The following is a 22,728-nucleotide window of genomic DNA, read 5'->3' as shown; positions in this document are numbered from 1 at the left end:
CTCAGGTCAGGAAGGTCATCCCCCCGAGGATCACTCCGGCAATGAATAGGGTTTCAACGATGATCAGGGCGATGGCGGCGCCGCCGACCGAGAGTACTTGTTTGAGGTTGGTCTTCATTCCGACCGCCGCGATGGCGACCAGCAGCAGCCAGCGCGAGGCTTGGCTCATGAAATCGGCGATCACGGGCGGGATCAAGCCAAACGAGCTTGCACCGGCCAGAACGAGGAAGCCGATGACAAAGCCCGGCAGGATCGGAGGGCGCTCGCCGTCCACATCAGCCTCGGCAAAACGGCGGATGAGCAGCGAAGCAACCAGAACGATCGGCGCCAGCATGGCCACGCGGAAGAGTTTGACGAGCGTCGCGGTGTCGCCAGTCTGCTCCGAGATCGAGAAGCCTGCGCCGACAACTTGTGCCACATCGTGGATGGTGCCGCCCAGGAACACGCCGCCAGCCACGTCGTTCATGCCAAGCGCGCGCACCAGGATCGGATAGGCGATCATTGCAATGGTCGACAGGACCGTGACACCCAGAACGGTAAAGATCAGGCGCTCTTCGGACCGTTCGTCTTTTGGCAGGATGGCACTGATCGCCATGGCTGCAGACGCGCCACAGATCGCGACCGATCCCGCGGTCAGAAAGGCAAAGCGCCATTTGTGACCAAAGAACCGGGCGACGGCGAGGCCGAACGCGATGGTGGCCAGAACGCCGCCAACAACAAGCGCGATCAAGTCCCAGCCCAAGCCCATCATCAGTGTCATTGAAACACGAACACCTAGCAAAGCCACGCCAAGGCGCAGCAGGGTGCGGGCCGAAAAGGCCACGCCCTGAACAGCTTTACCTTCTTCACCCAAAAAGCTGATGGCGATACCCAAGAGCAAGGCAAGCAGCATCGCCGGAGTTGCATAGTGCTCGGACAGGAACTTTGCCGCCACCGCCACCATTATGGCGACCATGATGCCGGGGAACAGCTCGCGGGCCCGCTCCATGTGCCGTTCGACGAACGACAGGGTTTCAGGATTTGCGGACGCCATATCTATTGTTCTTTCCTTTGTCGTATATGGGTCGCAAAGACCCCAGCTCTGGGGTCGAGCTGCCTTGATGTCAGTTGGTCTGCGCCTGCAGGATGGTGACCGCAATGATCTGGGTCACGTCATCAGCGCTGCAGCCGCGCGAAAGGTCATTGGCGGGCTGTGCAAGCCCCTGCATCACCGGGCCGATGGCCGAATAGCCGCCAATTCGCTGGGTGATCTTGTAGCTGATGTTTCCCGCATCCAAATTGGGGAAGATCATGACGTTGGCCTGACCGGCCACATCCGATCCGGGCGATTTGCGCTCGCCGACCGAAGGGACAAAGGCCGCATCGAACTGCAGCTCGCCGTCAACCTGAAGGTCGGGTGCATCGGCACGCAGGGTGTCGGTCGCTTCGATCACCTTGTTCACCACGGGATGCTTGGCGCTGCCTTTGGTCGAGAACGATAACATCGCAATCTTGGGCTCGGTGCGCAGCAAGGCGCGGGCCGAAGCGGCCGAGGCGCTGGCGATCTTGGCCAGCTCGGCCGAGCTTGGGTCAATGACCAAGCCGCAGTCGGAATAAAGCATGGCGCGCGCGCCAGGTTGCGCGTTTTCAGGTGGGTACATCAGGAAGAAGGACGAAATCATCCCTGCGTTCGGTGCCATGCCGATGATCTGAATGGCGGTGCGAACCACGTCACCGGTGGTGTGAACCGCGCCGCCTACGGTCCCGGTGGCACGACCCGTGCGCACCAGCATCGCGGCATAGGCCAGCTGTGTTTCGGCAACGGCGCGCGCTTTGGCAAGGTCCACACCTTTGTGCTTACGCAGTTCGTAATAGAGATTTGCGAACTCTTCGGTCAGGTCCGAGGTTGCGGGGTCGTGGATGGCAACGCCGTCAGATGCGGAGGCCCCTTCGGCCTGCAACGCAGCTTCAACCTCGGCTTGCGGTCCAACAAGAATAACATCGGCCAGATCGGCCTTATGGGCTGCCAGGGCCCCCGCAACGATACGGGGATCTTGGCCTTCGCTCAGGGCAATAACAGGGCGGGTTGCCGGGGCGCTTTCACGCAACAACTCGATAGGTGTCTTGGTCATGCGTCCCGGTCCCTTTTCCTGAATTACACTTGCTGCTGCTGCATGTCGGCGGCGTTGATGCCAGCAACTTCGACCGGCTTCTTCATCGCGTCGCGACGGAAGGGGTCACCCAGTTCCTGGTTGATCATCGCTTCGATCAGGGTGGTGATACCGTTTTTCTGATCTTCGATGGCCTGTGCCAGAGCAGCTGTCAGCTCGTCCTGAGTGCGGGCGATGACGCCTTTGAGGCCACATGCGTTGGCGATGCCAGCATACGAAACGCCTTCGTCCAACTCGGTGCCGACGAAGTTGTCGTCGAACCACAGTGTCGAGTTACGCTTTTCAGCACCCCACTGGTAGTTGCGGAACACGATCTGGGTGATCGCAGGCCAGTCGCCACGGCCGATCGCGGTCAGTTCGTTGACCGAGATGCCGAATGCGCCGTCACCAGCGAAACCAACAACCGGTACGTTGGGCTGACCGATTTTCGCACCAACAATCGACGGCAGACCGTAACCACAGGGGCCGAACAGGCCAGGGGCCAGGTATTTGCGGCTTTCGTTGAACGAAGGATAGGCGTTGCCGATGGCGCAGTTGTTGCCGATGTCCGACGAGATGATCGCTTCGACGGGCAGAGCTGCCTGGATCGCGCGCCATGCCATACGGGGCGACATCCAGTCAGGCTTAGCTGCACGTGCACGCACGTTCCAGTCGGTGCCGGGATCGTCCTGCTCTTCGTTCATCGAGGTCAGTTCCTGAGCCCACGAAGATTTGGTGGTGGCGATCAGGTTCTTGCGCTCGGCGCGACCTGCGTCACCCGCGTCGTCAGCCAGCTTGGCCGAGATCGAGGATGCGACTTTGGCTGCGTCGCCAACGATACCAACGGTGACTTTCTTGGTCAGGCCGATGCGGTCAGGGTTGATGTCGACCTGGATGATCTTGGCGTCTGTGGGCCAGTAATCGATACCGTAGCCGGGCAGGGTCGAGAACGGGTTCAGACGGGTGCCCAAGCACAGAACAACGTCTGCCTTGGCGATCAGTTCCATACCGGCTTTCGAGCCGTTGTAACCCAGAGGACCTGCGTACAGCGGGTGGTTACCCGGGAACGCGTCGTTGTGCTGGTAGCCAACGCAAACAGGTGCGTCCAGAGCTTCGGCGAGAACGCGCGATGCTTCGATGCCGCCCTTGGACAGGATCGCACCTGCGCCGTTCAGGATGACCGGGAATTTGGCCGACGACAGCAGGTCTGCCGCGTTCTGTACGGCAGTCTCACCGCCCTGGGGCAGTTCGAAATCGACGATGACGGGCAGGTCGATGTCGATCACCTGGGTCCAGAAGTCGCGTGGGATGTTGATCTGTGCCGGTGCGGATGCGCGCTTGGCTTGCATGATCACGCGGTTCAGGGTCTCGGCGATGCGCGACGGGTCGCGGACTTCTTCCTGGTAAGCAACGCAGTCAGCGAACAGGTTCATCTGTTCCATTTCCTGGAAGCCACCCTGACCGATGGTTTTGTTTGCAGCCTGGGGGGTAACAAGCAGAACCGGTGTGTGGTTCCAGTAAGCTGTTTTCACGGCGGTCACGAAGTTGGTGATGCCGGGGCCGTTCTGCGCGATCATCATCGACATTTTGCCGGTGGCGCGGGTATAGCCGTCGGCCATCATGCCGCCGGATGTTTCGTGGGCGCAGTCCCAGAACTTGATACCTGCGTCGGGGAAGATGTCCGAGATCGGCATCATGGCGGAACCGATAATACCAAACGCGTTGTCGATGCCGTGCATCTGCAGCGTTTTGACGAAGGCTTCTTCAGTGGTCATTTTCATGAGGGCGCACTCCAAAAATAGATTATGGTTGACCGGCACGAGTGTACCGGCGGTTTGGAACTGGTTTAGGCGTAAGCAGAGGTCACGGGTTAGGGCCAAAAAGATGAACCGCTTAGGTCCAGATGACCCGTCATTGGCGGTTGATGGACTGGGCCAGAATTTCGATTCCAGGCTCGATCCGGTTGACGGGAATAGAGGAATAGCCAAGCCGGAAATAGTTTTTTGGTTTTTCGGGGCCGGAAAAGAACGGCTCGCCCGGTTCGATGTGAACGCTTTGAGCCCGAAGTTTTTCTGCCAAAACCTTTGTATCCACGGCTTTTGGCGCACGCATCCATAGCGATGACCCGCCATAAGCGCCCCGTCCGGCGATGGTCAGACCATGGTCTGTGATGGCCGATTCTATTGCTTTTCGGCGCTCGAGAAGGGCGGCAGAAACCCGTCGGATCTGGGCGTCATAGTGGCCCAGGGACAGGAAGTAGGCGGCCGTGCGCTGGATATGTCCAGGCGGGTGCCTTAGGACCAGCGACCTGAGCGCGCGCGCCTCGCGAATGAATGCCTCGGAGCCGACCATGTAGCCCAGCCGCAAGCCCGGAAACAGAGATTTGGAAAAGCTGCCGACGTAGATGACACGCCCGTCGCGGTCCAGAGACTTCAACGCGGGCGAAGGCGCAGCCAGAAACGCCATTTCGAATTCGTAATCGTCCTCGACGATCATAGCGTCGATTTCGCGGGCGCGTTGCAACAAATCATGCCGCCGGTTCAGTGGCATGGTGGCTGTAGTCGGACTTTGGTGGCTGGGTGTTGTGAAGATCACATCGGTGTCGTGGGGGATTGCATCAGGTGGCAGTCCGTCCACATCCACCCGCAAAGGGGCAACTTGGCAACGCGCCTGCAGAAGCAGTTCGCGCAAAGCATAGTAACAGGGATCTTCGATCGCGGCCTTGCGGCGGCGATTGAGCAGAACCCTGGCTGCCAGCCAAAGCGCATTTTGCGCCCCGAGCGTGATCAGGATCTCTTCGGGTTTGGCGGTGATGCCGCGCCGGGGCAGAGTGTGGCGCGCGATGAACTCGATCAACAGCGGGTCGTCCTGATCGACGTAGTCGGCCGTGAGCGAAGCAAAATCCTTTTGCCCCAAAGCTCTGACCGCACACAGGCGCCAATTGGCATGATCGAAGAGCGTCGGATCAGCCTGCCCATAGATGAATGGATAGCGATAGTCGCGCCAATTGCTGGGTTTGTGCAGCGTATCCCCACCGGTGAAACGCCGGGCAATGGCTCGGTTCCAATCCACCGTCTCTTCGGCTCGTTGCAACGGGGTATAGCTGGGCGGCACGGGGGCATTGTCGGACACGTAGTATCCAGACCGGCCCCGAGACGTCAGATAGTCGTTTGCCAACAATTCGGTATAGGCCAGCGTCACCGTGATCCGGCTGATCCCCAGATGTGTGGCCAGTTTGCGCGACGAGGGGAGTTTTTCGCCCACGTGAAAGCGCCCTGAAAGGATGCCTTCGGCAATCATCTGCTGGATCTGCGCCTGCAGTGTGCCCTGTGCGTCGGGTTTGAGAAAGAAGGTGTCGACCGATATGCCCATTGCGGCACCATAGTGTGGCCTTAAGTGGCGTGCAATCTGGACTTACGGTTGTGGCCAAATTTCGTCATGCCTTCGATTCAAGAGCAATTCAAGTCGGATGTCTATGCTTTTAATATTGATACATTCTGGCTCATTTTTGGAGCAATTGGTCGTATTAAGCATACATAACAACAGCTTGGTGTGATGCGAGTGGTTTGCACGTTCGATCAAGAAAACTGTTGCAGTTCCTGAATAAACTATATAACCAGAAAACTGGTTTAATAAAGGAAAGCGAAATGTGGGAATCAGTAGGCGCAGGATTTTCGGCGATGGGATCTGAATCTCGACTGAAGGTTCTCAAGGTTCTGGTGCGCGCAGGCGAATCAGGTCTGACCGTCGGTGAGATCCAGGAACGGACGGGAATCGCGCCATCGACCTTGGCGCATCATCTCAAATTTCTCGCCGGAGGTGGCGTTGTGGTTCAGGAAAAAGCGGGCCGCAGCACCATCAACCGGGCGGATTTCGATCAATTGCGCGTGCTGGCGGACTTCATTCTTGGTGAATGCTGTGCCGACGCGCCACAAAAGGCTGCAAACGATGGCTGATCTTACTCAAAACCCAGGGCGCAGCGCGTCCTTGCTCAAGATGCTGAAAACCCCCTGGGCGGTTATCGTTGTCGCGTTGTTGGGCGTTGCCGTACTTGACCCCGACAACCTGCAAGGCGTGGTGGAGTTCGCTGTCAAAGCCTTGGCGCACACGGGGCAGTACATCCTGTTTGCCGTATTGCTGCTTGCCTACCTCAAGGCCACCGGAGCCGAAGTCATGGTGGCGCGGGCCTTTGTCGGACGTGAGACACGGATGATCTTTCTGGCCGCGATGTTCGGCGGTCTGGCGCCGTTCTGCTCATGCGAAGTAATCCCATTCATCGCCGGCCTTCTGGCTTTGGGCGCACCGTTGTCGGCGGTCATGGCGTTCTGGCTCAGCTCTCCGCTGATCGACCCGCCGACCCTGCTGATCACTGCAGGGGCACTGGGATGGCCCTTTGCCATCGGCAAGGCTGTGGCTGCGGTTGCTTTGGGGTTGTTCGGTGGCTTTGTCATCAAGGGACTGATGTCGCGCGGTGCCTTTGCGCAGCCTTTGCGTCAGTACAAACCTTCGGGTTGCTGCGGTAGTGGACCGACAGAGCAAGAAAAACCGGTCTGGAAATTCTGGACAGAGCCTGCACGTCGCACCGTGTTCAAATCCGAGTTTGCTTCGAACGCGGTCTTCCTCTTCAAGTGGTTGGCGATGGCCTATGTGCTTGAGGCACTTCTGGTCTTTTACGTGCCTGCCGATCTGATCGCGCAGCTTGTGGGCGGCGAGGGGGTCGTTCCGATCGCAACGGCTGCTTTGGTGGGAATGCCTGCCTACCTCAACTCTTACGTCGCGCCGCCTCTGCTGGCAGGGCTGATGGAGCAGGGGATGAGCGCAGGTGCCGCGATGGCCTTTATGGTGGCGGGTGCCGTCAGCTCAATCCCAGCGATGGCAGCGGTCTGGTCGCTGGTTAAGCCACGGGTCTTTGCGATGTATCTGGGCCTGGGGATCAGCGGCGCGATCATGGCCGGGATCCTGTTTCAGATGATCTGAACCAACTGAGTAATCCAAATCAAGGCCGGGTGCTTACGCCCGGCCTTTTTCATTCGCAATGGCGTGGCAGCTTTATCCGATACCGTGCCTCGCCGCTTTGGACATAGACCCGTTTTTCGATACAGGCGGTTTCGCCGACGGTGCTGGCAACTGGCCCCTCGGTCGATGTGACCGAGGTTGCTGATCCATCGGGCAAACGCACGGAAGCAATCACGCCACTGCGCAGATCCCCGTTGATCGCGGTGGCCGAGAGAACGGGCACGGTCATGAACGCTTCATGCTCGTGCGTGTCATCCCCGGACATCAGCAGCAGACCCGTCAGGATCCCGGCCAGGGCAAGCACACCCAGAATGGCAATCCCCTTGGTCTGAAGGAATGCGTACACCGATACGGCACGGTGCGGGCCCATGATTTTGGACAACAGATTCAACATGCCGCTTGGTACGCAGAGCCGAGCGCCTCTGCAAGGGGCAGGGGATAAGGCTTGGCCTGAGGCGTGGTTCATGTACACATTCAAATAAGACGAACACATTGACCGAACAGGATTTTGGAGAGAGATCATGAGGACACTGAGAGCCCTTGGCCTTGCGGCCGCATTGACCCTTGGTGGCGGACTGGCATCCGCGCAAGAGCTGATCGACAAGGGAATGGTTCACGGTTGGAACCTGATGGTCGATCCGCAATTTGGTGACGGCTGCCTGATTCAGACAGTCTATCAGGATCTGTCAGTGGTCCGTTTGGGCTATGACATGATCGGTGGGCGTGGGTATTTGACGATCTTCAATCAGGCGTGGGGTGATATCGAGAACGGCAAGGAATACCCTGTGACCTTTGACATGGATGGCGAAAAGTTCGACGCCATCGCCACTGGCATCAAGGACGGCAAGGTTTCAGCCGCGATCCTGTTTTTTGACGACCGCAACTTTGTGAACGCCATCGCCCAGCGCAAAGTGATGACCGTCTTTGGTCAAGACGGGCAAGAGGTGATGGCCATCGACCTCAAAGGCACATCCAAGGCGATTGAATACGCGCGGCAGTGCCAAAACGAAATGACAGGCGGGGGCTGATTTGCCCAAGGTTTCGCGGGGCTTGTACGTTGAGCCCCGCACGTGGTGCTATCGGTCCCCTAGCGAACCGGGTCAAAGACCGCCCCGTCCAGCGTGCAATCCCGAATCACGTCCCGTCCGCAGGGCACCGGTTTCAGGTCCTTTGACAGACAAACGCGCGCCTCTTCGATATAGCCATCGCGACAGGTGATCGTCAGCATGTCAGGCTCCAGTTGGGGATTGGCCTTCAAAAACGCCTCTTCCACCACCGAGGCTGGCAATTTCACGCTGCGGTCCAGTTTGCGGAATACCTCGGGGCGGGTGATTTTGCCGAAAGCCTCTCGGGACAGGGCAAAGTACCTTGCCGCACTCAGGCCAGAACAGGTGCCGTGCTTTTTCCACTGATGCCAGGCCAGGCCTGCGCTACCCTGAATGTCCTCCATCTCCCGCGTCATCCGGCGTGACGGGGCGACGTGAGGCGTGCGGCAATAGGCAGGCCAGCCTTGATGGTACTGTGGCCACAGCCCGTGCAGGATCCAGCCATAGTCGTGACGGGCGTCACATTGCTCGGACCCGCGCACATCGCCCGTGGTCGCGCACCAATTGGGCGACCAACTGAGCGCCAACACGTAATAGTCGAATTCACCGGCCTTTTCGCCATCCGCCAGTGCAGACAGCGGTAACGAGAACAGGGCGGCGGACAACAGGGATTTGACGAAACGCATAACCGGGACACTCACTTCAATTTTGTTCATTCTGGGGCGGTTCAAACCCCTTGCTGCGATAATAGTCGGCAAGCGTTTGATCAAGCTCGGCTTGCGTCATCTTGCCTTCGGCAACGCGCCCCGCAAAGACCGTGTGCATCAGATCGGCAGTTTCATCCACGTCAGCGCGCTCTTTTCGCCGCATGACGCGGTGCTGCACCTCGGCGATGGCGGAACCCAAATCCTTGCTTGTTGCCACCAGCTGGCGGTCCGAGGCGACGTCGTTGCTGCAGATCGCCAGCCATGCGGCTTGGGCGTCTTCGGGATTGGGGTCAGCACCTGCTGCGGCCAGCATGTGCAGGATCTGCCCATAGGGCGCGCGGTCGGCAAAATAGGGCCGTGTCATGACAAAGGGAATCAGGACAAAGGGGTTGGTCGTTTCGGGGTGGCAGGCCAGCTGCGATGTGCCCCTCCGCAAAGCCGCGTAGCCATAAGCGTCCAGCCCATGGGCGTCCTTTGCGCCCAGCCGGTTGCGCACCTCTGGATGTTGCAGCAAAGCCGCGACCAGAACCGCATAGCCCCGCCCTGCGGCGCGCATCAGCGGCGTGCGCCCGTCTTCGTCTGGCTGGATCAGCGCCTCGGGCTCTGTATCTTGTATCCGGTTGATCTCATTGACGGCGGCCTCTTCGGCTTGCGCCCAATCCTCGGGGCTGCCGCCGGTGGTCTCACCCAAGACATAGAGAGCGCGGCCAAAATCGCGGATCACCTGGTGCCCGGATGTTGCCTGAGCCTGGCAGACGCTGGGAACAAGCGCCAGGGCCGCTGCGCACGGAACAAGCAGGCTACGCATTCGCTCTTTCCTTATTGCCTTTGCGGGACTATATACGGGCGAAGTTCCCCGACAACGGAAACCTGCCTTGGATCGCCAAGGTGCCTGTTTCAGGCGGCGGGGAAGATGTGTTTTAAGGAGACGTTCACATGGCAAAACCGTTGATGGCCAAGGCGACCGCCGTGTGGCTGGTCGACAATACCACGATCAGCTTCAAGCAGATTGCGGATTTCGTTGGCATGCACGAGCTTGAGGTTCAGGGCATTGCAGATGGCGATGTGGCCGCTGGCGTGAAAGGGTTTGATCCCATCGCCAACAACCAGCTGACCCAGGAAGAGATCGACGCCGCGCAAGGTAGCCCGCTGCACAAGCTGCGGCTCAAGTTCAACCCGGCCGCCTCGGGTGAGGAAAAGCGCCGAGGTCCGCGGTACACCCCCCTGTCCAAGCGTCAGGATCGCCCGGCCTCGATCCTGTGGCTGGTTAAGTTCCACCCGGAGCTGAGTGACGGCCAGATTTCCAAGCTGGTGGGGACCACCAAGCCGACCATTCAGGCGATCCGCGAGCGCACCCATTGGAACATCGCCAACATTCAGCCCATCGATCCGGTCGCGCTGGGCCTGTGTAAACAGTCCGAGCTGGATCAGGCCGTGCAGAAAGCCGCCGCCAAGAAAGCCGCCGAGGGTGGCGTGATGAGCGACGACGAGCGCCGTAAGCTGGTGTCGACCGAACAGTCGCTGGAGATGGAAGCCGAGCCCAAGATCCCAACCGCGATCGAGGGGCTGGAAACATTCACGCTCAGCGGCAGCGACGAGACAGAAGAGAAAGGCAGCGACGCAATCGTGGACGCCGACAGCTTTTTCAACCTGCCGTCGGGTGACGATGATGACGAGGAAGAAGATACCTCGCACGATCCGCGCTACTGATTCTTACCAGATCACATACATACAAACCCCGGCCTATGTGTCGGGGTTTTTTGTTTGACCGACGTCTCCCCTGACAAACAGTTGTCAGGACCAATGCGTTACCCCTGATCTGTAACGGATCGGAGGGTGGAATGGCGCAACAGCTGGCAGTTCAACGCAACACTGGCGTGGGCTTGGTCGTGGTTTCGGCCATCGTGTTCAGCGCAGCGGGGATTTTCACCAAGGGCGTTTCGGCCGGTGCGTGGGAAATCGTGTTCTGGCGCGGGCTTGCAGCGGCTGGTTTCACGTTTGCCTATCTAGCTGTGCGTGGAACTCTACGAGACGAGGCCCGCAGTTTTCGCGGCCCGTCGTTGGCGGTCGCAGTGTTGGGAGCTGCGGGCACGGCAGCCTTCATTCCAGCCTTCAAGCTCAGTTCAGTTGCCAACGTGTCGATGATCTATGCCGCGGCACCGTTTGTGGCGGCTGCCATGGCTTGGATCTTCGTCAGGGAGCGACCCGAGCCAAAAAACCTGGCTGCCAGTGCCATGGCCTGTGGTGGCGTGGCGGTGATCTTTTGGGGCTCGGGCGTCAGCGGTCATCTGACGGGCGATCTGCTGGCCCTGTGGATGACAGTCATGATGGCCGGGATGATGGTGATCTATCGGATCTGGCCAGAAACGCCCGCGGGGTTCCCGGCCGCGATGTCGTCGCTGGTTCTGGTTCCTTTCGGCGCGATCTTTGGTGATCCTCTATCCGTGCCTCTGTCCGAGGTGGGAATAACTCTGCTATTCGGCCTGTTCTTTGCCGTGGCGTCGGTCACTTTGGCGGAAGGCGCGCGGCGCCTGCCACCCGCGCAAACAGCGTTGATTTCTACGCTCGAAATGCCACTGGCACCTCTATTGGCTTGGATTATCCTGGCTGAACTTCCAGCAGTGCAAACGGCGATTGGCGGTGTTGTGGTTTGCTTGGCAGTTCTGTGGTCACAGCGTAACGGTCGCTAAAGTTCTTTGCGGGCCTGCATGGCCGCGGTGATTGTCCCGTCATCCAGGTAATCGAGCTCGCCACCGATGGGCACGCCCTGTGCCAGCGAGGTCAGGCGCACGCGCCCCTCCAGCTGATCGGCGATGTAATGGGCCGTGGTCTGGCCGTCGATCGTGGCGTTCAGCGCCAAGATCACCTCGGTGATGTTTTCGCCGGTGACCCGGTCCACCAGCCGGGGGATACGAAGCTCTTCAGGACCTATGGCGTCCAGTGCCGAGAGGGTGCCGCCCAACACGTGATACCGCCCGCGAAACACGCCCGAGCGTTCCATGGCCCACAGATCGGCCACATCTTCGACCACGCAAAGCTCGCCTGTGGCGCGTTTTTCGGATGCGCAGATGTCGCAAATGTCGGTGGTGCCCACGTTCCCGCAGTTCAGACATTCGCGCGCTGTGGCGGCAACCGTCTGGATGGTGTCGGCAAGGGGTGTCAGCAACAGCGCGCGTTTTCGGATCAGGTGCAGCACCGCACGCCGGGCCGAGCGCGGTCCAAGCCCGGGGAGCTTGGCCATCAATTCGATCAGGTTGTCGATGTCAGAGTTGCTCATGTGCCTGCGCCCGTAGTTTTTTGTCATTCTAGGGCGTCAGGCGCATCAGGTCGAGGGCGCGGCCGCCCTCGCACCACATTCGTAAAGAGGCCTTAGAACGGCAGCTTGATGTCCTTGGGCAAGCCCATGCTTTCGGTCAGTTTGGCCATCTCCTCCTGCGCCTTGTCGGCGGCTTTGGTCTGGGCATCCTTGATGGCGGCCAGGATCAGGTCTTCAACCACTTCCTTGTCGTCGCCGTTAAAGATCGACGGGTCGATGTCCAAGGCTTTGAGCTCACCTTTGGCCGAAGCGGTCGCCTTGACCAGACCGGCGCCGGATTCGCCGACAACCATGACATTGTGAAGCTCGTCCTGCATGTTGGTCATCTTGGTCTGCAGTTCCTGCGCCGATTTCATCATCTTGGCCATGTCGCCAAGGCCACCAAGTCCTTTGAGCATCTCGTGTCTCCTAGCAAATGCGTTGAGGCGTAGATACGGGTCGACCCTCTTCTGCGCAAGGGTTGTGGAGAGGGGAAAGGGCGGCCCGGCCCAAAGATTGACCCCACTTCTGGCAAAGCCAGAAGTGGGGTCAATCACGGGAGAATTACGAGTAAGGACAACTTGAAAAGAGCCAAGGTTATTCGTCGTCGAAGGGGTCCCATTCATCTTCGACCTCGGGGAGCGCTTCAGTCTCAACCTGAGCAGCGCGTTCTTCGGGTGTTTGGATATGGGTGATCTTGGCCTTCGGAAATTCAGCCAAGACCGCCTGAACCAATGGGTGGGCTTCTGCTTCAGATCGCAGTTCGTTCTCGGCAGCATCACGCAGTTCTGAAATCGTGGGCACATCCCCATCAGACACAACCGAGACGGCCCACCGGTTTCCGGTCCAGGATTGCAGGCGGCTACCAAGTCGCGCGGCCAGGTCGCGAGGCGCATTGTCAGACGGCGTAAACTCAATCCGACCCGGCTGATAGGCGACCAAGCGCACGCCGCTTTCGACGTCCACCAGAAGTTTGACGTCACGCCGCGTGCGGATCAACTCCACCACATGTTCGAAGGTGGGGTAACGAGCCAACGCCGATACTGTGTCTTGCGCCAGAGCCGTGACCGGCGCGCCGCCTCCGCCGCTGCGCGGTGCCGCTTGGGCATAGGCTGTGGTTCCGCCGACCGCTGGCGCGCCGGTGCCGCCCGGAATGGGCATTCCCCCCCCCTGATTGGGAGGTGGCGGCGGTGGCGTATCCTGCAGCTTGCGGATCAGCTCTTCGGGACTGGGCAGGTCGGCCACATGGGTCAAGCGAATAACGGCCATTTCCGCAGCCATCATTGCGTTCGGCGCGGCGGCAACCTCTTCCAGCGCTTTGAGCAGCATCTGCCACATCCGGGTCAGGACGCGCATCGGCAAGGCCTCGGCCATTTGCGCGCCGCGTGTGCGCTCGTCAGGCGAGATTGTGGGATCTTCGACGGCGTCTGGTGTGATCTTGACCACCGACACCCAATGCGTGATCTCGGCCAGATCGCGCAGCACCGCCAGCGGGTCGGCGCCTTCGGCATATTGCGCGCTGAGCTCGGTGAGCGCGCCAGCGGCATCACCGCGTAGGATCATGTCCATAAGGTCCAGAACACGGCCCCGATCAGCCAGACCCAGCATGGCGCGGACCTGATCGGCGGTGGTTTCGCCTGCTCCGTGGCTGATCGCCTGGTCCAGCAGCGAGGTTGCATCCCGTGCCGAGCCCTCAGCAGCGCGGGTGATCAGGGCCAGCGCATCATCAGTGATTTCTGCGTTCTCAGACGCAGCGATCTTGCGCATCAGGGCAATCATGTCTTCGGGCTCGATCCGGCGCAGATCAAACCGTTGACAGCGGGAGAGAACCGTCACCGGAACCTTGCGAATTTCGGTGGTGGCAAAGATGAATTTCACATGCGCGGGCGGCTCTTCGAGCGTTTTCAACAGCGCGTTGAAGGCGCTGGTCGACAGCATGTGAACTTCGTCGATGATGTAGATCTTGTAGCGGGCCGAAGCGGCGCGATAGCGGACCGAGTCGATGATTTCACGAATGTCGCCCACGCCGGTGCGGCTGGCGGCGTCCATCTCCATCACGTCGACGTGCCGACCTTCCATGATGGCCTGACAGTGCTCGCAGACGCCGCAAGGCTCGGTCGTGGGCTGCCCCTGACCATCCGGCCCGATGCAGTTCATGCCCTTGGCGATGATCCGCGCAGTGGTGGTTTTGCCGGTGCCGCGAATGCCGGTCATGATGAACGCTTGCGCGATCCTGTCCGCCTCGAACGCGTTTTTCAGGGTCCGCACCATGGCGTTTTGACCGACGAGATCGGCAAAGGTCTCGGGTCGGTATTTGCGGGCCAGAACCTGATAAGGGGCGGGGGCTGTGTCGGTCATTTCTGCTCTGCCGGATTCGTCATGAGGACGTAGCGTAGTTGTCGCAGCCATCGACGTCCACCGCCGCCGTGCGCGAATTTCGTTTGGATTTGGCCGGGTCGGCTGTACAAGTTTTGGAATTGTATCCGTGGGCGGACGGTTTGAGCCTGTTGAATTCCTTGGGGGATGGCATGTCTGAAATGGTGTTTTATGCGTTGCAGGTGGGCGGCGGCACCCTGGCGCTTTCCCCATTGCCGGGCCGGTACGGCGACTATGAGTCAGACTTGGACCTGATCGCGTCGTGGGCGCCCGGGCTCGTGCTGTCGATGACGACAGAGGTGGAAATGCTGCAACATGGCGCGCGCCACTTCGGGGCGGACATTCAGAGCCGGGCCTGCCGTTGGGTGCACCTGCCGATCATTGATTTCGGCGTACCCGAACGGGTTGTCCTGGACCAATGGCCGGATGTCAGCGCATCTGCGCGGCAGGCGCTGGCAGGCGGTGGGCGGGTTCTGGTGCACTGCAAGGGGGGATGCGGACGATCGGGGATGATCGCGTTGCGTCTGATGATTGAATGCGGAGAGAAGCCGCGTGATGCCCTTGCGCGCCTTCGTTCGGTGCGTCCCTGCGCGGTGGAAACGGACGAGCAACTGCAATGGGCTTCAACGGGTCGAATGGTGCGCGTGCTGGAGTAGAGTGCTTTGCTGAACCTGATCCGAAAGAGATCAAGTTTCAGACTAATCTCATAGCGCTCCCGCACCCGAGCGATCCTGACTGCGTCAGCCTCGCCAACGGCTTTGGGCCGGGCGCCTCGCCTCTGGCTCGGCGCGAGGTCTTTTTGGGCAGTTGGTCCGCCACAAGTGCCACCCGCCGAGCGAAGCGAGGCCCAACCCAACGGGAGGATGTGTTTCGCCAGAAACACTGACGACGGGCGGAAGCGTTTCCGGGACTTTCGCTTTTGGTCAGATGGCCGCGTGATGCTCTGAGGGCTGACGTACCGTCACGGGTACCGCTTCAGCAATCGCGCAGGGACGCTCAAATTGCGTCAAAGCCAGCGGATTTGGATTCGGATCAAACAAGGCGTCTGCAAAACGGTTCAAACCCTCTGTCTCGGCTTCGGGTGTCACGCCACAGAAGATGCGGATGCGGTCGTGGCTGGCGGTGAACTTTGCCGGGCATTCCATCGGGCAGTGTTTGAGTACGCTGGAGCCTTCGATCTCGAAATCACCCGAGGTTATCGGTTTGGACGCCATCATGGCTTGCGACAGTTTTTCCGCCATGCGTTGAACCGCCGGGCAGGTTCTACCCGTGTGCTGGCATACTGTTGCCGTGAACAGATGAGAGTTGGTCTTCCAGATCATGGTGCGCCCTCCGCGCAGGGAACGGAGCATTTGACCGGACATTGGTGGCGGAGTGCCAACAATTCGGCCCGGACACCCCGCCCGAGTTCGAGTTTCAGTTCTGATGGCAGGTCTCCTGACTTGCGGGTCATCGCTTGGCCGACCTTCCCGACCTTTCGGTCAGTGGTGTTTCGGCTTTGCTCTCCGCTTACAGTTGCGGGGGCAGTCGCGGATTTGGCCCCGGATTGGGCCGCACCGTGTTCCCTTTTCATCCCGACCGCACATTTGCGACTCGGGAACCATCACAGGAATGGCTAGCTGTTTGTCGGGGGGCACGTCAATCGGTTTTGACCGCAAGCAACCGATCAGGCAACTTGCGCAACTCGTCCGAGCTTTGGCGGGCCCTGGCCAGTTGCCATCCGCCCTGCAGCAGGATGAACAGCGTGTCCGCAGTGTTGCGCGGGTTGGGCTCTCCCAGCCGGGCCGCGTGATGCGTAACTTCGGTGATCCAGCCTTCGTATAGGTGATGCGCGTGTTTGCGAAAGTCCGTGTTGTCCGGGCCTTCAAACAGCGTCGCCGAGATCGGGCATCCATCCCACTGGCCTGAGTTGTCGAACATTTTTGCCGCCTTGTGGCATAGGGTTCGCGTGCCCGCCTCGAAATCCTCGGCTGGTTCGAACGAGGCCGCAATCAATCGTAGCATTTCGTCCGAGGCCCAGGTTGCTGCCGCCACGGCCAGGTCGGATTTTCCGTTCGGAAAATGATGATAAAGCGAGCCTTTGGGCGCGTCCGCCGCGGTTAGCAGTTCCGACAGACCTACGCCATGATAGCCGCTGCGCCGGAAGAGATCGGCAGCGGCCCGGATCAGGCGGTCTTTGGTCGGAAGCGGACGTTGGGTCATGTGTGGGGGATCTTGACAGCTCTAGACCAAATGGTCCAGTCATGTGATTAGACTGATCGGTCTAGGATCGTCACCACGTCGGAGGATGCGCAATGTTGGACAGTCAAACTGTTGTTGAGGTCGAAGAGTTTCACTTTCCAGCAGGCCCTGCCGAATTGTCGGCGGTCCTGTATCGACCGGTCGGTACACCAACGGCGGCCGTGGTTTTGAACGGCGCAACCGGTGTGCCGCGCGACTACTACCGTCATTTCGCGAGGTGGCTGGTCGAAGAGCGCGGCATGGCTTGCTTGACCTACGATTACCGCGATTTTGGCACCTCTCTTAAGGGACGGTTGCAGGATTCGCAGGTTACGATGTCGGATTGGGCGTTGATCGATATGCCCGCTGCACGGATCGAAATGAAGCGCAGACTCCCCGGTGTACCACTGTGGGTCATCGGACATTCGGTCGGGGGCATGCTGATGCCGTCACAGGATGGGATCGAAGATGTGGATCGCATGATCGGCGTCTGCTCAGGCCTGGTGCATCATACGGATCACGATTGGCCCTATCAGGGGTTGGCGCGCCTGTTCTGGTTTGGCAATGTTCCCCTGCTGGTCAAAGCACTTGGGTATTTGCCGGGCAAGATCACAGGATTCGGAGCTGATCTCCCGCCGCAGGTCTATTGGCAATGGCGCAAGTGGTGCACCTCACCTCGCAGTTACCTGCCCGAGTCCGGGCTGACCATCCCCGCGCCCGATTGGGGCCGCAGCGGCGCGCCGGTGACCATGATTGCGCTCAGTGATGACGACACCATTCCACCAAAATGCGTTTGGAAGCTGTCCGAACTCTACGGCGAAGGGGTCGAGAAACGCACGCTAACGCCGTCAGACTATGGGCTGAAAGAAGTGGGGCACTTAGGGGCCTTTGCCCGCCGCAGCCGCGCATTGTGGCCGGATCTTGTGCCATCCGCCTGATCTCGGGCGCTTTCCTCACGAAAAGCGCCCACACCGATCAAAGCCCTTTGCGGCCTTTCTTGTCCTTCATGACGGAACGAACCATCTTACCAAAAGCTTTGTCGCGTGCTCGGGCCTCGGCCACGGTTTCCGAGTTCATCCGATCCTCACGCAGCAGCTTTTGCCATCGACGCAAACGATCCGAATCCAGGACCCCCGCCTGAATGGCGGCTTGAATGGCGCAACCGGGCTCGGACCCATGACTGCAGTCCGAAAACTGACAATCATGAGAGAGCTCAACAAGGTCGGCAAAGACCTCGTCAATGCCATCGGTGTTGTCGAGCATACGCAAGGCGCGCATGCCCGGCGTGTCAATCAGCCAGCCGCCATTTGTCATGGGGCGCAGCGCACGGGCTGTGGTCGTGTGCCGTCCTTTGGCATCGTCCTCGCGAATGGCTGCTGTGGCGTCGGTTGATCGGCTCAGCCCGTTGGTTAGGGTTGTTTTGCCCACGCCCGAGGATCCGACCAAAGCGCCAGTTTGGCCACGAGGACACCAGGCCAGCACCTGCCGCAGATCGTTTTCATCATGGGCATTCACCGCCAGAACCGTCAGGAATGGCTCCAACGTTTCGGCCTGCCGGACAAAGCCCTGCGGATCACCACAGGTGTCTGCCTTCGTCAAGACAACAACCGGGTAGCATCCGGCCTGATGGGCGAGTGCCAGATAACGCTCTAGCCGTGCGACATTGAAATCCGCGTTGCACGAGCTGGTGATGAACAGCACGTCGACATTGGCTGCGATCAATTGCGATTGTGCGCCGCTGCCTGCCGCGCGCCGCGACAGCAGGGTGTTGCGTTCCAGTGTTCGGTCGATCAACCCATCCTGGTTCGCATCTACCCAGTCGCCAACGGCAAAACTGCCGGTGGATTGACCGGCGCGAGGGAGCAGAACCCGCTCGCCGCGCGGTGAAAAACCCGTCAGCCGGTCGCGGTGAACGGCGGTGATACGAAAGATGCGGTCAGCTTCGGGTGCGGCTTCTTGCGCCGCAAAGTGGTTGGACCATCCCAGGTCCGAATAGGTGTAAGACATTGGTCTACCTGTTGCAGAATGCAAACATAGCGCAGTGGCGGCCAAGCGCGCGACTGCGTCAGTGGGTCAGACAGAAACGGGAAAAGTTTGGTTCAGACGGTCTCTGCCCGAGGGGATGCAACTACAATCATAAAGTCCCTCCTTGGGCTGAGTGGTCATTAATGCGATCCGGGGTGGATCAAGTGAGAGGTTGGACATCGACCCAAGCGGGGCTCGTTGTGGCTGCTTCCTTCCGGACCTGACCAGGTTGGCGAGGCGCTCGCCCGCGCCAACCTCTCACCGCCGATATAGGGGCTGGCGTAAGAAATGACAAGCCACCGGTCACAGGGCGATGGAAAGTTGCAAGAAGCCCTCGTCGTTTAACCCAAGGTCTTTGGCCAGCCCTGAGGGGAGTTCATGCAAATGGCGTCGTGCGGCAGGGCCGGTGAGCTCAAGAACTCGGGTGTTCGGGACACTTGCCAACCGCCAGCAGGACCCTGCGAATTGCCGTTCTGGCGGCAACTTGTTCGTCACATAGTCGCGGACCAACTGCTGAATTCGATGGGACGGCACCGGAATCGGTTCGACATCGTTGAGCGCTGCAAAGTTGCCGCCCCCATTTGCGCGGTAGTTCGTCAAAGCCACAGCGAACTTTTGTTCGTCTTCAACCGGGCGGTCATGGTGGCGCAGGTTTCGAATGCGGCGATGATCCGGATTCAGAAGCGTTCCGAGCAGATCGAACCGGGCGGGGGGCGTCAGATCAACCTGGTACGTCAACCCGTGAAGGACATCAAAGTTGTGACCGGGATGCTCGCCGTTCCGCAGGGGAATGTGTGAGGTGCCGGGGGAAATTTGGTTGAAAACGCTTGCTGACATCTCCAGCCATTCCCGAATTTGCTTGCCGGTCGCGATCACGGCGCTGAGTTCATTTGGGAACACATGAAGATCTGCGACATGCCGCATCGACACAACGCCAGCAGGCACATCGGTGTATCTGAGCGGCCCGGCCCGTCCGCCGAATTTGGACGGCGCAGCCGCTGACAGCACCGGCAATTCCCGGGCTGCTGTCGAAGGCTGATACTCTCGCAAGGCTGCGGCTTGCGCGGCGGCAACCAAAGCTAATCCGCGATCCGGAGCAAAGAACGAGAAGAAACTGTGCAAGGGGTGTTCGGTTGCCCCAACCGGCTCTTGCATGCCCTGACGGGTCTGCAGATGATGCGGGCGAAACAACTGCTGCAGTTCGGGGTCTTCATCCACGAGCGATTTCAGTGTGCTTGGGGATGCTGGCCGGGAAATTGACAGCAGTTTACTGTGCTGCGACGTAACCGTCCAACCGCCTTGGCCATCAGATGTCACATTCAGATCAATCTGGCCCAGGTGAGAGCCCGCCGAACCCGGCATGATCGCCGGTTTACCATGGATCGTTCCCGCATTCGCGTCGACATTGGCCAGTCCGTTGTGTGCGGCGCCAGGAAGGTGCAGGTGCGTGTGCCCCGTGATCAAGGCATCAACATCGGCCACCTCGGCAAGTGCTATGGCAGCGTTTTCGGCATTCGGTAAATAAGGGCCCGTCGCCAGACCGGTGTGGGCCAGCGCAATGACCAGATCGCAGCCCTGCCGCCTTAGGCCCTGCGCTGTCTCACTTGCGGTCGACACAATGTCCGAAATGCGAACACGATCGCGCAGGTGATGTGTGTCCCAAGCCAAAGTCTGGGGCGGCAACACGGATAAAACGCCAATACGGATCGGCCAGTCCCGACCGTTTGCCTTGATCGTGCGTTCAAGGATGATATTGGGCCGCCAGTTCAACTGGGTGCCATCAATGGCGCTCACGTTAGAACATACCACCGGGCATTGGGCGTCGTCCAAAATTCGCCGCAGGGTGTCCAGGCCGAAATTGAAGTCGTGGTTTCCCAAGCCGATTGCATCATAATGCAGCGCTTCGAATGCCGCCATCAGGGGATGTCGTTGTGACGTATCTTGGGCGGCGAGATCACCGATTGGCGTGCCTTGCATGCTGTCGCCGTTGTCGACAAGCACTACGAGTGCCCCTTCTGCACTCCGGCGCGCGGCGCGGATCAGGCTTGCAATGCGGGTCATTCCAACCGACGGGTCAGGTCGGTCCGCGTAATAGTCAAAACTGGACAGATTCATGTGCAGGTCACTGGTCGCCAGAAGACGCAACTTTGCCGTTTGACCGGCTGGGCAGACATCCATCCCAATAGGCGAAGAGCTTTGTCTTGGTGTCATTTCGTCCAATGTTGAGTTTTTTCGCGTTAAAGTTGTTGTTTCTATCAGAGCTCAGAAATGTAAATCCTTTACAAGGACTTAGTAGCTTTCAATTTGTGTCAGATGTGACCCTAAGTTGCGTCAATTGTGGGTGCTCAGGTCATATTCCGTCAAGCGGGTTGTGGTAGACGCTCAAGGGTTTAAGAAGTTCTGGTCAAGGGAACGGGAGGCGCAACGTGAAGCGGGCAGAGCAGGTTACATTTGGCGGGTCGGGATTGAATCGGGCCGCACATATCCGAAATGACGCTGTCGCGCTGACCGAAGCGAGGCAACACCCACAGGCGGCCTGCATACTTCTGTGGCGGGGAAAGGTGATGGTCCACGGTGACCGGCTGGACAAGCTTTCGTGGGTGACGATGGCGCATCCGATTTTGAAGGCCGGGTATCAGACTGCTGCTGAGGAAATAATCTTTTTGGGGTTCGAAGATGATGGGGCCCCCAGCTTTGCGCTTGATATCTCGGGCTGGGAGCCGGTGGGGCAGGACATCAGCTCGGTTGGCGCATTTGTGGATCGCACCGAGCAGCAGCATCCAGACTGCCCGCCAGGGCACGTTTTTGCCGAGTTGCGCCGGATCATGACCCGATTGTCGCCGCGCGATGCCGAGCTGGCGGCCACAGCCAAGGCAGTGATCGGTTGGCATGAAACTCATCAGTTTTGCGCCCGCTGCGGTGCTCCGAGCGAGATTGTGCAAGCCGGGTGGCAGCGCTCTTGCGACGCTTGCGGCGCGCAGCATTTTCCGCGCACCGATCCGGTCGTGATCATGTTGATTACCCACGGGGATTCGGTGCTGATGGGGCGCTCGCCGGGATGGCCCGAAGGGATGTATTCGCTCCTAGCAGGTTTTGTGGAGCCTGGCGAAACACTGGAAGCCGCCGTGCGACGCGAAGTCATGGAAGAGGCTGGCGTGAAAGTTGGGCAGGTCGACTACCTGTCCAGCCAACCTTGGCCGTTCCCGTCGTCTCTGATGTTTGGCTGTGCCGGAGAGGCACTTTCACATGAGATCGAGATCGATCCGATCGAGATTGAAGATGCAATTTGGGTTACACGCCAGGACATGATGCGGGCGTTCGCGGGGGAGCACCCCGAGATTCTACCGGCTCGCGAAGGGGCTATTGCGCATTTCCTTTTGGAAAACTGGCTTGCAGATACGCTGGATTAAGACGACAACTTACCAAAGAGGATCAATGGGGCGACATGCAGTTTTCGGGTAAGGAAGATATCGAAGCGCCGATCGGGAACGTCTTTGCTTCGGTTTCGGAATTCGAGAGCTTCGAACGTTCGGCAATTCGCCGGGGGATCGAGGTTCGACGTGTTGGGAGCGTGAATCCAATTGCGCCAGGACTGGCATGGGACACCACGTTCTCTTTGCGTGGCAAACCTCGCGATATGCACATTACCTTGGCAGAGTTTGTGGAACCATCGCTTATGCGGTTCGATTCCCGCAGCAAGGGCATCAACGGCGACTGCGTTATCGAGCTGTTGGCCCTGTCCCCACGCCGGACCAGATTGAGCATCGACATAAAACTCTCGGCCAACACTTTGGCCGCCCGATTGTTTTTGCAGTCGCTGAAGCTTGCCCGTAACAGCCTGAACAAAAAGTTCAAACTGCGACTTGCAGATATGGCGAAAGAGATCGAGCGGCGACAGTCCCGTTTGGCGTGAT

At 59.4% G+C, this 22,728-nt stretch carries 23 protein-coding genes, 1 other RNA gene and 1 riboswitch; of the genes, 9 read left to right on the top strand and 15 right to left on the bottom strand.

Going from position 1 to position 22,728, the window contains the following annotated elements:
- Position 1 precedes the first annotated feature (1 nt).
- From TRM7615_RS19225 to pdxR, 4 genes are all read right to left on the bottom strand, one after another.
- Positions 2 to 1,033: a YeiH family protein gene (locus TRM7615_RS19225; protein WP_108790733.1), complete on the bottom strand. Its 1,032-nt coding sequence runs from the start codon at positions 1,031 to 1,033 to the stop codon at positions 2 to 4.
- Positions 1,034 to 1,103: 70 nt separating this feature from the next.
- Positions 1,104 to 2,111 carry a phosphate acetyltransferase gene (pta, locus tag TRM7615_RS19220; RefSeq protein ID WP_108790731.1) on the bottom strand — a complete coding sequence of 336 codons (1,008 nt, stop codon included), beginning with the start codon at positions 2,109 to 2,111 and terminating at the stop codon, positions 1,104 to 1,106.
- Positions 2,112 to 2,134: 23 nt separating this feature from the next.
- A complete protein-coding gene (gene xsc / locus TRM7615_RS19215; protein WP_108790729.1) occupies positions 2,135 to 3,910 on the bottom strand; it encodes a sulfoacetaldehyde acetyltransferase in 1,776 nt (591 codons plus the stop codon).
- A gap of 130 nt (positions 3,911 to 4,040) precedes the next feature.
- Positions 4,041 to 5,501: a MocR-like pyridoxine biosynthesis transcription factor PdxR gene (gene pdxR / locus TRM7615_RS19210; protein WP_108790727.1), complete on the bottom strand. Its 1,461-nt coding sequence runs from the start codon at positions 5,499 to 5,501 to the stop codon at positions 4,041 to 4,043.
- 275 nt (positions 5,502 to 5,776) lie between these two features.
- Here pdxR and TRM7615_RS19205 point away from each other — a divergent pair, with 275 nt between their 5' ends.
- Positions 5,777 to 6,085, top strand: a complete 309-nt coding sequence (locus TRM7615_RS19205; RefSeq protein WP_108790725.1) for an ArsR/SmtB family transcription factor — start codon at positions 5,777 to 5,779, stop codon at positions 6,083 to 6,085.
- Positions 6,078 to 7,106: a permease gene (locus tag TRM7615_RS19200; protein ID WP_108790723.1), complete on the top strand. Its 1,029-nt coding sequence runs from the start codon at positions 6,078 to 6,080 to the stop codon at positions 7,104 to 7,106. The genes TRM7615_RS19205 and TRM7615_RS19200 overlap by 8 nt, the downstream gene beginning before the upstream one ends.
- 49 nt (positions 7,107 to 7,155) lie before the next feature.
- Here the strand turns inward: TRM7615_RS19200 and TRM7615_RS19195 are convergent, their stop codons facing one another.
- Complete coding sequence (locus TRM7615_RS19195) at positions 7,156 to 7,539, bottom strand: hypothetical protein (RefSeq protein WP_108790721.1); 384 nt, start codon at positions 7,537 to 7,539, stop codon at positions 7,156 to 7,158.
- Between the two features lie 127 nt (positions 7,540 to 7,666).
- Between TRM7615_RS19195 and TRM7615_RS19190 the strand changes: the two genes are divergently transcribed.
- Complete coding sequence (locus TRM7615_RS19190) at positions 7,667 to 8,173, top strand: hypothetical protein (protein ID WP_108790719.1); 507 nt, start codon at positions 7,667 to 7,669, stop codon at positions 8,171 to 8,173.
- Positions 8,174 to 8,232: 59 nt separating this feature from the next.
- Here the strand turns inward: TRM7615_RS19190 and TRM7615_RS19185 are convergent, their stop codons facing one another.
- Positions 8,233 to 8,877: a ribonuclease T2 family protein gene (locus TRM7615_RS19185; protein ID WP_108790717.1), complete on the bottom strand. Its 645-nt coding sequence runs from the start codon at positions 8,875 to 8,877 to the stop codon at positions 8,233 to 8,235.
- 16 nt (positions 8,878 to 8,893) lie between these two features.
- Entirely contained in the window at positions 8,894 to 9,706 is an 813-nt protein-coding gene (locus TRM7615_RS19180; RefSeq protein ID WP_108790715.1) for an ankyrin repeat domain-containing protein, read from the bottom strand.
- 128 nt (positions 9,707 to 9,834) lie between these two features.
- Here TRM7615_RS19180 and TRM7615_RS19175 point away from each other — a divergent pair, with 128 nt between their 5' ends.
- Both TRM7615_RS19175 and TRM7615_RS19170 read left to right on the top strand, forming a co-directional pair.
- Entirely contained in the window at positions 9,835 to 10,608 is a 774-nt protein-coding gene (locus tag TRM7615_RS19175; RefSeq protein ID WP_108790713.1) for a DUF1013 domain-containing protein, read from the top strand.
- Positions 10,609 to 10,739: 131 nt separating this feature from the next.
- Complete coding sequence (locus tag TRM7615_RS19170; protein WP_108790711.1) at positions 10,740 to 11,588, top strand: DMT family transporter; 849 nt, start codon at positions 10,740 to 10,742, stop codon at positions 11,586 to 11,588.
- Here the strand turns inward: TRM7615_RS19170 and recR are convergent.
- The 3 genes from recR to TRM7615_RS19155 form a co-directional block, all read right to left on the bottom strand.
- A complete protein-coding gene (gene recR, locus TRM7615_RS19165; RefSeq protein WP_108790709.1) occupies positions 11,585 to 12,175 on the bottom strand; it encodes a recombination mediator RecR in 591 nt (196 codons plus the stop codon). The genes TRM7615_RS19170 and recR overlap by 4 nt on opposite strands.
- 92 nt (positions 12,176 to 12,267) lie before the next feature.
- Complete coding sequence (locus TRM7615_RS19160; protein ID WP_108790707.1) at positions 12,268 to 12,612, bottom strand: YbaB/EbfC family nucleoid-associated protein; 345 nt, start codon at positions 12,610 to 12,612, stop codon at positions 12,268 to 12,270.
- Between the two features lie 178 nt (positions 12,613 to 12,790).
- The gene (locus TRM7615_RS19155; RefSeq protein WP_108790705.1) at positions 12,791 to 14,602 is read right to left on the bottom strand and encodes a DNA polymerase III subunit gamma/tau; all 1,812 of its coding nucleotides are present in this window, start codon (positions 14,600 to 14,602) and stop codon (positions 12,791 to 12,793) included.
- On the opposite strand from TRM7615_RS19155, the gene TRM7615_RS19150 reads away from it, so the two are divergent.
- Positions 14,590 to 15,225 (top strand): protein-tyrosine phosphatase family protein, encoded by a 636-nt coding sequence (locus TRM7615_RS19150; protein WP_370739829.1) that lies wholly within the window; start codon positions 14,590 to 14,592, stop codon positions 15,223 to 15,225. The genes TRM7615_RS19155 and TRM7615_RS19150 overlap by 13 nt on opposite strands.
- A 267-nt stretch (positions 15,226 to 15,492) precedes the next feature.
- Here TRM7615_RS19150 and TRM7615_RS19145 read toward each other — a convergent pair whose 3' ends face one another.
- Positions 15,493 to 15,891, bottom strand: a complete 399-nt coding sequence (locus tag TRM7615_RS19145) for a hypothetical protein (protein ID WP_108790703.1) — start codon at positions 15,889 to 15,891, stop codon at positions 15,493 to 15,495.
- A gap of 88 nt (positions 15,892 to 15,979) precedes the next feature.
- Positions 15,980 to 16,189, bottom strand: a riboswitch (cobalamin riboswitch).
- A gap of 18 nt (positions 16,190 to 16,207) precedes the next feature.
- Complete coding sequence (locus tag TRM7615_RS19140) at positions 16,208 to 16,771, bottom strand: TetR/AcrR family transcriptional regulator (RefSeq protein ID WP_108790701.1); 564 nt, start codon at positions 16,769 to 16,771, stop codon at positions 16,208 to 16,210.
- Between the two features lie 92 nt (positions 16,772 to 16,863).
- Here TRM7615_RS19140 and TRM7615_RS19135 point away from each other — a divergent pair, with 92 nt between their 5' ends.
- Positions 16,864 to 17,727, top strand: coding sequence for an alpha/beta hydrolase family protein (locus TRM7615_RS19135; RefSeq protein ID WP_108790699.1), 864 nt, complete (start codon positions 16,864 to 16,866; stop codon positions 17,725 to 17,727).
- Between the two features lie 37 nt (positions 17,728 to 17,764).
- Here TRM7615_RS19135 and rsgA read toward each other — a convergent pair whose 3' ends face one another.
- The 3 genes from rsgA to TRM7615_RS19120 all read right to left on the bottom strand — a co-directional run bounded on the left by rsgA (position 17,765) and on the right by TRM7615_RS19120 (position 20,992).
- On the bottom strand, positions 17,765 to 18,796 hold the full coding sequence (gene rsgA, locus TRM7615_RS19130) for a ribosome small subunit-dependent GTPase A (RefSeq protein WP_108790697.1): 1,032 nt from the start codon (positions 18,794 to 18,796) through the stop codon (positions 17,765 to 17,767).
- Positions 18,797 to 18,976: 180 nt separating this feature from the next.
- An RNA gene (ffs, locus tag TRM7615_RS19125) (signal recognition particle sRNA small type) lies at positions 18,977 to 19,075 on the bottom strand.
- 42 nt (positions 19,076 to 19,117) lie between these two features.
- Positions 19,118 to 20,992, bottom strand: coding sequence for a bifunctional 2',3'-cyclic-nucleotide 2'-phosphodiesterase/3'-nucleotidase (locus TRM7615_RS19120; RefSeq protein WP_108790695.1), 1,875 nt, complete (start codon positions 20,990 to 20,992; stop codon positions 19,118 to 19,120).
- A 248-nt stretch (positions 20,993 to 21,240) separates the two neighbouring features.
- Between TRM7615_RS19120 and nudC the strand changes: the two genes are divergently transcribed.
- Positions 21,241 to 22,224, top strand: a complete 984-nt coding sequence (gene nudC, locus TRM7615_RS19115) for an NAD(+) diphosphatase (protein ID WP_108790693.1) — start codon at positions 21,241 to 21,243, stop codon at positions 22,222 to 22,224.
- A gap of 35 nt (positions 22,225 to 22,259) precedes the next feature.
- Complete coding sequence (locus TRM7615_RS19110) at positions 22,260 to 22,727, top strand: SRPBCC family protein (protein WP_108790691.1); 468 nt, start codon at positions 22,260 to 22,262, stop codon at positions 22,725 to 22,727.
- Position 22,728: the final 1 nt, after the last annotated feature.

It is taken from the genome of Falsiruegeria mediterranea M17 (assembly GCF_900302455.1).
In the GTDB taxonomy this organism is placed as follows: domain Bacteria; phylum Pseudomonadota; class Alphaproteobacteria; order Rhodobacterales; family Rhodobacteraceae; genus Falsiruegeria; species Falsiruegeria mediterranea.
The sequence above is the reverse complement of the archived record's forward strand: the minus strand, read 5'-3'. Positions and strand labels throughout refer to the sequence as shown.